This is a genomic window from Veillonella parvula (genome assembly GCF_018366295.1).
GTDB lineage: Bacteria > Bacillota > Negativicutes > Veillonellales > Veillonellaceae > Veillonella > Veillonella parvula_P.
The window spans coordinates 204389-217227 of the sequence record NZ_JAGZIJ010000002.1 but is presented as its reverse complement, the minus strand read 5'-3'; the positions used below and the strand labels follow the sequence as shown (position 1 = coordinate 217227).

Sequence of the window (12839 nt, the reverse complement as noted above, 5' to 3'; positions counted from 1 at the left end):
GAATCTGGTATTATTTAGATGAATAAATGATGAAGTTTAATAGTAGCTTAAATAGAAGAAGTGAAGATAATATGCTTTTTACTATTAATTGAAGAAGTCATCTATAGCTTTGTAGGAGGAAATATGAATTCTAAGATTTTCCCTAATTTTATAAGGTTACTAACGGTAATTAGTATTATTTCATCAATAGGAATTCCTATTTATACATACTTTACAGGCAGAATTGTAGGAATTCATTATGGGATGATACTCTTAATAACTACATTGTTAGGGATTTTATCGACTTATTTTTCTCAGCGTAATGTAACCCACATTGTATTAGAATGGTTTATTCGATATAGGGGTATAATGACGGCTTTTATTATCGGCGTTATCTTTATAGCTGGTATTTTAGCAGTTAATAATTTTATTTCTTATGATTTCATTATCCTAAGTATTACTATTCTCATATTTACAATTAGCATATTTTTCTCTAATGATATTACGAAGAGAAAATCACAATTTCTCACGATGGGGGCTGCCTTATTAATTGCTTGTTTAGTATGGACGCTCTTTAGTTATATGTCATATTATAGTGGCGTTAGATCTGCATTATATCAAAATCAAATGTTATTATTTCATTCTGTTAAAGCTGTTATAACTAGCGATTTATCAGAAGAAATAAAACTTGAAAAGATAAATGATATTGCTAAATCTACAGCCGGTGAGTTTACCATTGAAAAAGATGGAAAGGAAATCTTGAAAAAGAAAAGTGATAGAACGCCCAAAGTTTACTTATTAGAGTCTATTCAATCGAAGTTTGATTCTAATGAATATCGAGTATTTTCCTATAATGGATCAAAATATAAGTTAGATTTTAAGTATGCTAATAAGCCTTACTATAGTTGGGGCATTATTAGAGCCATGACATTTTCTACTTTTCCTGATTTACTATATGGTTATTCTTTACAGGCTGATGTATATTTTAAAAATCAAAATTATGCTAGGAGTTCTTATTTTTGGGGCGTGTTCTGGGTTTTCTATTTAATGGGCTTGATGTGGCAGTATTATCGAGATAGTCAAGAGGCGCAAAAAAAGGAACTAATAAAATTAAGCCAAGAAAGAAAAGATGCTTTGGATAAACTTCAAGTTGCTTATAGTGCATATGATCATATGCATGACGAATTTGATAAAGTATCGTTAAGAGATACACGACAGCAATTACAACAACTCAATTTATCATGGAGTGAAATTGTTGAAAATGTATTAGCTGATAGTCGACATACATTAAAGAATAAGTTACAAGATCAACCTTTATTGAGTTTGGATGAAATGAATAGATTAGATGATTCTATGCAATTATTCGAGCAATTGATTGAGAGGGGAATAAATGTTAGATTAGCTGAATTTAGGGATACTATTTTAGTTCATCAAAAAGAACTATTTAAAACTATAGATTATAAAACTAGTCTAAAAAATATTACAGAAATTGTTGATTGTATTAATCATAATATTCCAAAGAACTATTATGATAAAGAGCGTAGTGGAATTAATTTCATAGTAAATGACTATATAAATGCTCAGGATTATAAATTAGTTTGTGAAGTTAATCTTAATCGAGTAGCGAGTATTGTAGAGAATCTTCTTAAAAATGCCAGTAATGCATTGTCATATAGAGATTTAGATGCTGAAGTTCTTAATGATCAAATAGTTCTCACATACTCAATTAGAGAAGTTGATTCCAGGCTTTTCTTTTCTGTTAGAGTTCAAGATAATGCTGGTGGATTCCCATTGCATATACTTGGAAAAATCTATAAAGAACCAGTGGAAAGTTCTGATAAGACCCAAAAGAGAATGGGGAAAGGGTCACAATATGTTAAATTTTTTGCTGACCGAATGAATGCAATAATTTATGTTAATAATATTATTAATGATAAGGGTGAAAAAGGTGCAGAAGTTGAACTTTTAGTACCTATTGCAGAAGAGGAGTGAATGGTATCATGAATAGTTTGACTATTTGTATTGTAGATGATGAGGACATTATACATAATAGTTTATCATCATTTATTAAACGTAATTTTTTTAATGTAGAAATTACATTATTTTATTCTGCTACTGTTTTTATTAGAGCTTTAAAAAAGAATGCAGAAATAGGTAATTTAATTATTCTGGATCATCATTTTGATACAGGAATATCTGGATCAGAGGCTGTAGCAGAAGTTAGAAGAATTAACTCTAATATACCAATCATCTTTTTAACAGGGGCTAGTGATGATTCTGACATAACTTATAAGAGTGATGTAAATATCCATTTTAAAGCTAAGCCTATTTCTGAAATAGAATTAAAACGTACTATTAATGAATGTATTGAGTTGAATACAACGGTTAATGGTTTGCATGATAAAGTAAATTTTTTAGAGTTAGAAGTATTATCTTTAGCAAAGCAAGTTGAACAAACTAAAGAGTGGGCTTATGAAGCTTTACAAAGTTTAGGGATTGGGAAAGAAAGTAATATTAGTGATCCAAAGGAATGGATAGAATTCCAAAATAAAACACTTAAATATATTGAAGCTGTAGAAAATCAAGAAACTCAGGGAAATACTGGCAAGGCAAATATTTTTAATAAAATAATTGAATTGTTTAGACGCCGTTACAGATGTTTTGATGAGCAATCAATTAAATTCCTTGCGACAGGGGAGTTCCTTTTTGAGAGCCATAAAGATGATACAGATATTGATTTTTCCCCTATGCTTATTGCTTATTCTAAGTGTTTTGAAAGTGTGTTGACTGTATTTTTAAGAGCTAAAGGTTTACTTTTGGACGAAGAAACTACAACTTTAGGGTCTTGTATTTATGTGATAAGTAAGAATATAACTTCTCTAGGTGTTTCATCATCAGATTTTTCTAAGTGGTATAAACGTATGCAAGCTTTTCTTCAGCTACGTAATAAGGCTGCCCATCCTAGTGGTATTTCAAAGGATGACTTTGAGAGAGCAAAAGCTTATCTATTTGATTTAAAAACAATAAATAAACAGGAGTATTTATTAGATTTTCTTCAATATTCCTTGTAATATAAAAATAGTCGCCTTTTTAGGCGGCTTTTTTTGTTCCTAGTTTTTTTGATTATCTCTATTTTTGTTTAATCCGTATAATGAACACACAAGTTAAACCTGAGGGGTTGAAACATCAAGTAGCATGATAGTTCTCCTTTTAAAAATAAATTTTCCCCTCTCTACACACATAAATCTCCTTTGTTTGGAGACCGTCCTTGACGGTTTGAAATTGAGTGATGGGCACTCCACAGGTTTAACAATAATTATGTAGTTTTTATAAATGGAGGTTCATATGGAACAGTTAATTAGACGTTTTACTTTATCTAGCAATGAATATTTATCTCGTGATTGTGTTGGTTATTATCGTGACTTGTATTTGCGCTTTCGTGAGCCAGGAAATCCTGATTTTCTTAATACCTTAAAAAATACATTGAACAACTATTGTCCTAGGGTCCTAAAATCTGCCCGTCAGGAAGTGTATGATAGAGTAAAAAGGGATATACCCGATATCATGAAGGCTGAAAAGCTTGAGGAGGCGGTTGTTGCCGTTGTACCTAGATCTAAAGCCCTTATGTCACCTAACCAGTTGGGCTTCCGCGATGCGGTGCAAGAGTGTGTCAGAATGTTACAGGCCAACGGATACTCAGGTATCACAGATGGCATCAGTTGTATTATGCGACATACAAATACGAAGACAACACATATTCATAAAAATTTGCCAGGCTTTGATAATTGTGGTAGCGAGCCCTATGTGGGGATTACAAATGACACTTGCCATATCAATGCCGATGTAGTTCGAGACAAAACGGTTATTTTAATTGATGATATTTATACAAAAACAGTGAACGTTGATGAGGATTGTATTCAGGCATTATATGATGCGGGCGCAGCTCGTGTTGTATTCTATGCTGTGGCATACACCTACCGTCGTTCTTCTTATAGAAAAGGGGCATAATATGAACATTTCACCGATAGCTTTAAAAATCTGGGCTGTCCATAATACGACGAGTCGCATTACAACGAGAAAGAGCTTTCATGATAACTGGAAAACAGAGGATGAGTTCCTCGCCATGATGAGCGATATTCCAAACATCGATGATGTAGTGCATGACCTATCCGTTGCGGTAGATGACATGGACTGGATGGACGGCGCGGTATGCTGCTTTGATGCGGATTTTCCAGTTATTAATGAAAGCGCCCCTAAAGGGGATCGCCCGTATCTCTTGTTTTATAAGGGTGACTTGTCTTTGTTGAGTGATTTGAATCGGAATGTGGCTGTTATTGGTTATACAACGCCGAACGAGGATATCATTGCTCGTGAAAGCAAGATTGTTGAGCATTTAGTGCGTCACGGACAACATATCGTAAGTGGACTAGCAAAAGGGTGTGATGCTATTGGACATAAGGTTTGTATGGAGCATGAGGGAAAAACAATTGCCATCTTGCCATCACCATTAAATGCTATTTCACCGGCAGACCATCGGGATATGGCCCATCAAATTATCGAAAAAGGTGGTCTTGTTATTTCTGAATACTACAATGGGCCACGTAGTCGTAATGAAGCGATTAATCGTTATGTAGAGAGAGATCGGTTGCAAGCGTTATTTGCCAAGGCTGTAGTGCTCATCGCAAGCTATGAAGGCCGTGATGGAGATAGTGGGGCCCGTCATGCCATGGGAAAAGCACACTCCTATGGACATCTAGCCTGTGCTATGTATGATGAAACGACAGATAGCGAAGTGTTAGAGATGAAACTGAACCGTAGCCTACTTTCACAGCAAAAAGCAAAACAATTAGTGACGAATCCAAGTGAGGTAGGTGCTGCGGGGTTTACATCGGTAACGGTGGATGACCTAGTAAGCCTTGTAAATCCAGCTCTAGAGGCACAGCAAAAACTATTTTGATATGTATATGACTAAAGGGGGTTCTCATGTTTCATATTGTAGATGTAGATAATATATTGGTATTTACCGACGAATTAAATACAGCTGGCTATGTACACGCTTTGGCATGTATGGCACTAGAACCCCGTAAGGTCGTGCCACGTATTACTCGTGAAATCGTACAGGAATGGTATTCACAGCTGTCAGAGTATGACTTAGTTCATATCGCTACCCTAAAACAAGCATATGTAGAAAGCCACTTAGATATGTCTCAGTTGAATTCCTCTGTAGCTCGTGTGCTCAGCACATATGGTAGTGAGCGATGTGCCTTATGGACAGCGGCTAATCCTGAACGGATACGCATGTTGCTAAGACACCATATGGTCACTGATTATAGAGCGATACGCTTTAGCAATAAAACAGAGAATGATATATCCCATGCGGTGCAAGATTTCTGTGTGCTCTTTGACTGTGAACCAGAGGAACTATGCTTTCACGAAGATAATCCTGAGGTTATTAACCACCTACGAAAGCTAGGTATGACCGTAATGGCTGTTGAAGTGAAAGTGGAAACAGTTGCATAGGGTATTAAATAGAGAAATAAGATTTAATGTAATAATTGAGCAAATAGCTGTTATATGTTAAACCGTTTGAATAAAGAGAGTTTGTTATTATGTAGTGTTATGCATAGGGAGGATTTATGAGATTTTTAACCTTAAGTACAACAGGTATATTTAATGCTATTCGACCATCGTTGTTTCCACCTATAGAAGGAAAAGAAACAATGACATTTTTGCTTGCTTTGGAGTACAATGTCCCCATTATCCCCTTTTTGGAGGATGATGCAGAGGAGGTGGCGGCAGCTCGTGAGGACCTTGAGTTGGAGCGGCAACGTATTCGAGCTTATGTAAAGGCACTTTGCAATGATTTTGGAAAACCTATTGAGGAACTACGAACAGAGATTATTAATTGTTTGCCAGAGTTTATCAAGCATGGTACCTATGATGGTGAACCATTATTATCCAAACCGCGTAAAGGGTCGTATAGGGTGTATCCTATGTATAAAAGCTACAGAGGTCGTAAGATGCTGTTCCAAAAGCATAGATCACCTAAGGACGAGGTTCAATATATACATGACCATATGCTTCGATATTTTCTAAATAGATTCTTTTCAACAGATGGAATTTGTGGCTGTATGACGGGCGTGGATCATATTGATACGCCTTTATCCGTTACAACTGTGCAACAAATATTGGAGGATGTTGAGCGTGCTTCCATGCCTGATTTCGTGTCTGTTTCATCTATTCCTAATACGTATACAATGAACGAGCCTACATTAGTTAATTCGGAGTTTTTATTAATCGCTGATGCATTAGGTGCTTATATGGTACAAAATATGGAAGGAACTACCGAAAGTGAGCAGTTAGCGAATTTAACTGAGGATTCGTTCTTCTCTGATATTTGTGAAAGCTTGTATAAGCATTTTATTAGTGAATGCTCTAAAATAGCTGTTTATGATGAGTGGAATATTTGGGTAGATAAATTGTTAGACATCTATTCAAGAAATCAATATTCACAGCTACAACGTTTGTTACAGGATGAGGTGCCATCCTATAACGATGGAGTTATAGGGTATGTAAAGAATTATCATATTGGACCTTTGCTCGATAAGCTTGTAAATGATCTTACAAGAGACAGGTTGAATATTCCATTGTATCCGAAACCCGACCAACGTCAATCATACCTTGATTTTATTCTGCGTTATGGAAATTCATTACAGTCAACTATTGAAGGTATATGTGAACAAGGTGGCGATGGCCGCGATATCTATAAGTACCAGGATTTAGCCAATGTTCTGACATTAGATGCACGCCTATGTTGTACGTTTTACTGTATGATTGACGCATGTTGTGTGGCTCTTAATAAATATATGTATGCCGCTATCATACCCATTGTGGATAAATTAGATGAAAAGTTAGCTAAGGTTCAAATCTCGACTACCGATACGTGGCAAGTTGAGTATGTGGTTAAACTATCACGCATATCCCAGTGGTATCGTGCATTGGCCTATGCTTTCACTGGCAATGAAAATGCAGATACAATATTTAAAGATTTAATGGATATGCAGAAAAGAGATCCTGTCAAACATAGCCAATATCTAGACCCTATTCTTATGGGTGGCGTAAATCCTGAACATGCTTTTAGTATAGATAGTTTACGGTATGCACTATTGCAATATTATGTGGAAACAAAGAATAGAATCGGCTATGAGCATTATATAAAAGAGATGTATCCATCGGTATTTGATTTAGAATTTGACTATTACGCACAAATGCATGCTCTATTAGACCTTAGCGAAGATGGGGTTCATGCCAACTATTCCAACAAGGATTTTTATCTATGGTTGAAAGTACTCTGTACGTTCCACTTAGACCATATTGATAAAGAACTTTGGAATGAAATGGCTAGCCTATGGGAGAAACCAGATAAAATATCCTATTTGTTTGGCGTAGATTATTATGCATTATGTACTAAATATATGGTCAAGCTTGCCATGCGTTTTGGAGATACTCAACGAGCAGAACGGTATAAGCGAGAGATAGCTGCTGCTATTACTGAAGTCGTATGCGAAATTGATGATGCATCTAGTGATTATAAATGGTCTTTATTCGAGTACTATATAATGGCTCAAATTAATGAAACCTTGGGTTATCTAGACTTAGCTAAAGAAGAATACCATAAAGCGTATAATCTAGCTATGTTCTCTAAAGCATGCTGGCAACAATATGAATCCGATAACGGTGGAATTTGGAAAAGTGATGAAGACTCTAACTTTGGAGGTCCAGAACTGAAACTTAAAGACTGGATTAAAGATAATACCGTAACATGTGACACCATAGATGAATATAAAGAAAACTTGAGCAAGTATATGACTTATATATTTGATTAGTAATGTATATGTTATATTCAACTAATATTTGCCAGATATTTGACTAATAGATATAACTAATTATAAATAACGGTCACCTAGTACATTTCTAGGTGGCTCTTATTTTATTTCATTTTATATTCATTTTATGAAAGGGTTTCATATTTATAATTATTTGTTTAACTGTATATAGTATATTGGAGTTAAGTAATATGTTTGTATTGTAAAAGGAGATTAAATATGTTGAAGGAAATGATTAGCACAGTGCTGCTAGGGACGTCACTATTGGTCATGGTAGGGTGTGGCAATTCAGCTGAACTAGATCAGTTAAAAAGTGAGAACAGCTCATTACAAAAAGAAGTTACACAATTAAAGGCAGATAAAAAGAATTTAGAAGATAAAATTGCTATGTATGTGCCAAGTGAATTAAAAGGTAAGCCGGTTACTGACCTGCCAGATCAACCTATGAAAGTTGGTAATTTTAGTATTGGACCTGATGATATAGGAATTACAAGAACTCGCATAGAATTGATAAATGTAACCTCAAAGACTATTGACGCGGTAGAATTTGTGATTTTGAAGTTTGATAATTTTGGTCGACCTGCTATTAGCCAAGGAGATGGAAATATAACATCCCCACTTACCTTACAAGGAGAAGCAGCATCAAATGGTGTATTATCTGGTGCATGGGCATTATATTTATCTGATAGAGCTACGAAGGGAAAGATTATTTTAAAACAAGTACATTTTACAGATGGTTCTGTTTGGAGAAATAGTCAATTCCAAGAACAAGTAGATAAAGAAAAAGGTAGTTATAACTAGTTATACATGGAGAGAAGTATTGTATGAAAAGAGCAATTACTATTATTAGTGCGTTGATTATTATAATCATATCTATTTTTTTATATGGGCAAGCTAATATTGCTAGAGCTTTAGGGGGAATGTTTGGTGCTAGTCTTGTGGATGGATATATAGGAATACTTTCATCAGCTATTGGTTTTGTAGGAGGACTTTTTTTATTATTTAAATCTAAAAGTATGAGTGTTCTTACTCGTGTAGGCTTTCTATTAATAGTTACAGGCATATTAGATATTATTACAGCAACATTCTTTAAAGACTTAATGGTCTGGGGAATAGCATTTATCCTGTTTGGTTTATTGGTATTTTTTATTGGTCGGACTTTTAATAATCAAATTTCCAAACCTGAAGAGTAATATTAATAATTGATTAAAACATAAGTATAGAAAATTAAGTAGTTGATAGAAAACAAAGGAGATATATATGTTTAAAAAGAAGTCCATTATTGCTATTCTTATAGCTGTTACTGCTATCGTATTAGGTTGGTATTTCTTGTATTTTATAAAAACACCAGTATACTCATTAAATCTTGCTCGTGAATCCGTAGAAAAGCATGATGTTGTTACCTTTAAAAAGCATGTTGATGTAGAAAGTATCATAGGAGCTGGTTATGATGATTTTGTAGATGTACAAATGAATGATCCATTGATTAAAGATAATCCATTTAAAGGTTTTGCAGAAGTAATGCTTAAAGGCCTAAAATCTCAGATTGTACCAACATTGAGCCAAGAAATCTATAATGGTATTGAAAAGAAATCTGAGGATTCTAATCAAAATACTAAGTCTAAGGAAGCGGCCAATGAAGTAAAAGAAAAAACTGGTGTTAATGACCTTGAGTTTAAAAGTATTGGCTCTGCTACTATTGATGGAAATAATGCAATTGTACCGATTATTTTTAGCTCAAAAGATCTTAATCAAGATATTACATTTAATCTTCTTATGAAAAAACTTGAAGATGGCACATGGCAAGCTATTAAAGTTAATAACTTCAAAGAGTACCTTGAATTAGTTGATAAGGACGAAAAGAACAAAACAAACAAGAATTAAATATACGAAGCCAGTGCCTGATAATAGTTACTGGCTATTCGTATTGTATAAGTTTTTTTGTAGATATTTTATTTCATATGTGTAAATAACGGGAGGATTGTGATGAGATCCTTTATAAGTAAGTTATTGTTGTTATCTTTTTTTAGTGTTAGCTTAGCTCAAGGTGTAATAGCACATACTGATGATTCGGGTGTATTAGGTAGTTTAGAAAATAATCCTGATATATATGGGTATTTAAATAACTATAATTATTCATTAATGTTAGCAGACCACAGATATTCTCATCATGATATGTATATTTCAGCTGACAATGCGGTCATAGTTTCTTTATGGGGTAATAGATTACAACCAGATATCTATATTATAAAGCCCGGTTATGCTACTAATAAAGGTATAACTGTAGGTATGAGTCGAAGTGACGTAGAAGCTGCTTATGGCCCTTTACTGAAATATTCAATTTATCAAACCCCAACAGAACCTTATGGAGAGATATCAGAAGGATATGACAAGTACAAAGGTTATTATATTGGTGAATATGTAGGGGCACATAATAGTGGCTTGTCATTTGTCTTTAACAAATATACTGATACAGTTGTTTTGATTAGATATCAACAAAATAGACATGGTAATAGCCGTGTAATGAGTGATGTTGAGCGTTATAATCTATTACCTTATTTGCTCTAATATTATTATAACTATAAGAATTAACTATTATTTATTGCCATATATAGGCTATTGGGGAGATAAAAATGAAAGTAAAACTGAAGTTATTTGTTTGTATGTGTTTTAGTATTATATGCTTGTTTTCTGCACTAACAGTTGAAGCAGCTCAGATGCCATTAGATTTAATTATTCGCACATCTCAAAAGGTTACAGGTGATTGGTATGATGCTAATGGGAATAAGGTGTTAAGTATTTCCAATGGATATATTAATGGTTGCCGTATTGTTGATGGTGCTGATTTTGTAGGTGGCTATCCTGGGGCAGGGGTTTTTATTATTCAAGAGGCTCAAGGTAGAAAAGCAATTCATTTACAATGGTTAGGTAATGGTGAGCATAAAACCCTAATCATGAATAAAAAAGATCAATTAACCAATAAACTACAAAAAGTGCATTATGAATCTGTTAATGGCGTTTATTTAGGGATGAATCGACAAGCAGTTATTGACCTACTTGGTACGCCAAGCTCTATTGAAAAAATGCATAGTCGTGAAACTTTAAAGTATACGAATTTAGGACTTAAAGTGGTGACTGAGCATAATATGGTTACAGTTATTACTCTTACTGGTAAAGGTGTTCGCTTTACAAAATCTGGATTGAGTATCGATTCATCAATGTTAGATTATTACAACTTCTATCAATTTAATAGAATGCCATCTGAACTTTCAAAAGATAAATACCAAGGACCATTCTCTATCGGTCACGGTGAATACATATTCTTTGATGGTAAAGAGGTTTCATTGACTGTTCATAACACATAATGATGTAAGTTATGATTAGCTAAAGGCTCTACCTTATTTTGAGGTAGAGCCTTTTTATCTATAAACCATTAAATTATCGTTTCTGATGTTTAATGTTACAATAGGTATATATTACGTATCATTCTTAGTATGTACATAGTTTTATAGTAAAAGGATGTTGTATGTATAATGTAACAATTACGACGACAGGCATATTCGATGAAATTCGTCCGTCTTTGTTCCCTCTCGTAGAGGGCAAGGAAGAGCTTACGTTCATGAATGCCTTAGTGTATAGAGTGGATTCTGAGTCATCTTTTGAAGAGAGAGATGAAGGCGTACTCGCCTATGTGAAAGGTCGTATTCTCCTACCTTTGGCAAATAATCTGATTAATCAACTGTCTCAGGAGAAGCTACATGTTGATCTATATCCTACATTGGATAAAACGTTGGAGTATTTGAACTTCCTGATCCATCATATGACTAAGGCACAGGAGATGCTTGACGTCATAGAGATTACAATGGGCAGTTCTAATAGTATGACTGAGCACAAGGATGAAAGCTCTCCTACATATGAAGCTGAAGGTACTGAGTTATTAGCTAATTCAACAGTAGGTCTATCTGTCTATGACCAGATATATTGTTTGCTTGAAGCTTGCTCTACTGCTATTCGAAAGTATGGGGCGTACGGTTCTCTACTGCCTATCGTTGATGCTTTGGACACGGTTATCGGTGAGGTAGATATCGAATCTCCTGCCTCTTGGCAGGCTGAGTATGTGCAGCGGATATCTCACCTATCCAAATGGTATCGCATGTTGGCGCATGCTTTCACAGGCAATGATACCTATGAGCGGTTGCTGCAAGAGCTCATCACAGCTCAGGAAGAAAGTCCATTAATTCATGAAACATATTTTAATAACTATATTCGTGATTTGGACGGTCAGGACAATGTGTTTAATCTCGAGTGCTTGCAATATTTACTGTTGCATCATGATATTGAAACAGGTGATTGTGAAAGCTTCGAGCAGTATGTTCAGTCTATCGATCATCCGTATTTCAAGATGCCTTCCGAGGCATATGGCAAAATACATGGGCTCGTAGACCTTAAGTCTTGTGAGGATAGCAATGATATTCTATGCTTCTTTTAAAAGCAATCTATCGTTTCTATTTAGACCAATTAGACCAAAACCTATGGCAGGAGCTGTTGCGGTTGTGGTCTATGTATGAAAAACGAAAATTCCAAGATTATCACGTACAGTGGTTATGTGCTAAGTATATGGTTGTGCTCGCTGTTCACATGGGGGATCGGGAAGCGGCAGAACGCATCAAGCAGGATTTAGCAATAACCTTTGATGAACCACTACTACATAGACGTAATTACTCAAGCGCCTATCAATGGTCTCCACTTGCTTTCTACACGATGGCTCAAATTGACAAACCAGATTTTGAGGCTGTTATACAAGAGAATAAAGGGAAATTCTCCACTATTGATGAGTATAAAGAGTACTTTAATGCACATATGATGTATCTATATAGATAATTGCTAGTGAAAGTATATTTAACATCAATGTTTTATGTTAGGTTAATCCATAGGCACGTTCTCACGAGTGTAGTATACTAATACTAATTGCGA

The 12839-nt window shown here is 34.8% G+C and carries 13 protein-coding genes; all 13 read left to right on the top strand.

The annotated features are described in order from the left end of the window. The first annotated feature begins 123 nt into the window (after positions 1 to 123). Positions 124 to 1971, top strand: coding sequence for a sensor histidine kinase (locus tag KHY58_RS04025; RefSeq protein ID WP_278472158.1), 1848 nt, complete (start codon positions 124 to 126; stop codon positions 1969 to 1971). Between the two features lie 8 nt (positions 1972 to 1979). Continuing rightward, positions 1980 to 3050 carry a response regulator gene (locus tag KHY58_RS04020; protein WP_278472155.1) on the top strand — a complete coding sequence of 357 codons (1071 nt, stop codon included), beginning with the start codon at positions 1980 to 1982 and terminating at the stop codon, positions 3048 to 3050. A gap of 274 nt (positions 3051 to 3324) precedes the next feature. After that, positions 3325 to 3987 (top strand): phosphoribosyltransferase, encoded by a 663-nt coding sequence (locus KHY58_RS04015; RefSeq protein ID WP_278472153.1) that lies wholly within the window; start codon positions 3325 to 3327, stop codon positions 3985 to 3987. A gap of 1 nt (position 3988) precedes the next feature. Beyond that, the gene (locus tag KHY58_RS04010; protein WP_278472152.1) at positions 3989 to 4936 is read left to right on the top strand and encodes a DNA-processing protein DprA; all 948 of its coding nucleotides are present in this window, start codon (positions 3989 to 3991) and stop codon (positions 4934 to 4936) included. Between the two features lie 26 nt (positions 4937 to 4962). Beyond that, on the top strand, positions 4963 to 5499 hold the full coding sequence (locus KHY58_RS04005; RefSeq protein ID WP_278472150.1) for a hydrolase: 537 nt from the start codon (positions 4963 to 4965) through the stop codon (positions 5497 to 5499). 116 nt (positions 5500 to 5615) lie between these two features. Next, positions 5616 to 7865, top strand: coding sequence for a hypothetical protein (locus tag KHY58_RS04000; protein ID WP_278472148.1), 2250 nt, complete (start codon positions 5616 to 5618; stop codon positions 7863 to 7865). Between the two features lie 219 nt (positions 7866 to 8084). Continuing rightward, a complete protein-coding gene (locus tag KHY58_RS03995) occupies positions 8085 to 8666 on the top strand; it encodes a DUF5780 domain-containing protein (RefSeq protein ID WP_278472146.1) in 582 nt (193 codons plus the stop codon). Between the two features lie 23 nt (positions 8667 to 8689). Further along, positions 8690 to 9058, top strand: coding sequence for a hypothetical protein (locus KHY58_RS03990; protein ID WP_278472143.1), 369 nt, complete (start codon positions 8690 to 8692; stop codon positions 9056 to 9058). A 67-nt stretch (positions 9059 to 9125) separates the two neighbouring features. Continuing rightward, on the top strand, positions 9126 to 9749 hold the full coding sequence (locus tag KHY58_RS03985; RefSeq protein ID WP_278472141.1) for a hypothetical protein: 624 nt from the start codon (positions 9126 to 9128) through the stop codon (positions 9747 to 9749). Between the two features lie 102 nt (positions 9750 to 9851). Next, positions 9852 to 10433, top strand: a complete 582-nt coding sequence (locus tag KHY58_RS03980) for a hypothetical protein (protein ID WP_278472139.1) — start codon at positions 9852 to 9854, stop codon at positions 10431 to 10433. Positions 10434 to 10498: 65 nt separating this feature from the next. After that, on the top strand, positions 10499 to 11230 hold the full coding sequence (locus KHY58_RS03975; protein ID WP_278472136.1) for an outer membrane protein assembly factor BamE: 732 nt from the start codon (positions 10499 to 10501) through the stop codon (positions 11228 to 11230). Positions 11231 to 11391: 161 nt separating this feature from the next. Further along, the gene (locus KHY58_RS03970; protein WP_278472132.1) at positions 11392 to 12354 is read left to right on the top strand and encodes a hypothetical protein; all 963 of its coding nucleotides are present in this window, start codon (positions 11392 to 11394) and stop codon (positions 12352 to 12354) included. Continuing rightward, a complete protein-coding gene (locus KHY58_RS03965; RefSeq protein ID WP_278472130.1) occupies positions 12342 to 12746 on the top strand; it encodes a hypothetical protein in 405 nt (134 codons plus the stop codon). Before KHY58_RS03970 ends, KHY58_RS03965 begins: the two co-directional genes overlap by 13 nt. The last annotated feature ends 93 nt before the right edge of the window (positions 12747 to 12839 follow it).

What these genes read in the sequence shown, in the direction of transcription:
- KHY58_RS04015 (WP_278472153.1), top strand. Translation starts at nt 3,325, where the DNA reads ATGGAACAGTTAATTAGACGTTTTACTTTATCTAGCAATGAATATTTA.
- KHY58_RS04020 (WP_278472155.1), top strand. Translation starts at nt 1,980, where the DNA reads ATGAATAGTTTGACTATTTGTATTGTAGATGATGAGGACATTATACAT.
- KHY58_RS04010 (WP_278472152.1), top strand. Translation starts at nt 3,989, where the DNA reads ATGAACATTTCACCGATAGCTTTAAAAATCTGGGCTGTCCATAATACG.
- KHY58_RS03995 (WP_278472146.1), top strand. Translation starts at nt 8,085, where the DNA reads ATGTTGAAGGAAATGATTAGCACAGTGCTGCTAGGGACGTCACTATTG.
- KHY58_RS03970 (WP_278472132.1), top strand. Translation starts at nt 11,392, where the DNA reads ATGTATAATGTAACAATTACGACGACAGGCATATTCGATGAAATTCGT.
- KHY58_RS03990 (WP_278472143.1), top strand. Translation starts at nt 8,690, where the DNA reads ATGAAAAGAGCAATTACTATTATTAGTGCGTTGATTATTATAATCATA.
- KHY58_RS04000 (WP_278472148.1), top strand. Translation starts at nt 5,616, where the DNA reads ATGAGATTTTTAACCTTAAGTACAACAGGTATATTTAATGCTATTCGA.
- KHY58_RS04025 (WP_278472158.1), top strand. Translation starts at nt 124, where the DNA reads ATGAATTCTAAGATTTTCCCTAATTTTATAAGGTTACTAACGGTAATT.
- KHY58_RS03975 (WP_278472136.1), top strand. Translation starts at nt 10,499, where the DNA reads ATGAAAGTAAAACTGAAGTTATTTGTTTGTATGTGTTTTAGTATTATA.
- KHY58_RS03985 (WP_278472141.1), top strand. Translation starts at nt 9,126, where the DNA reads ATGTTTAAAAAGAAGTCCATTATTGCTATTCTTATAGCTGTTACTGCT.
- KHY58_RS03965 (WP_278472130.1), top strand. Translation starts at nt 12,342, where the DNA reads ATGCTTCTTTTAAAAGCAATCTATCGTTTCTATTTAGACCAATTAGAC.
- KHY58_RS04005 (WP_278472150.1), top strand. Translation starts at nt 4,963, where the DNA reads ATGTTTCATATTGTAGATGTAGATAATATATTGGTATTTACCGACGAA.
- KHY58_RS03980 (WP_278472139.1), top strand. Translation starts at nt 9,852, where the DNA reads ATGAGATCCTTTATAAGTAAGTTATTGTTGTTATCTTTTTTTAGTGTT.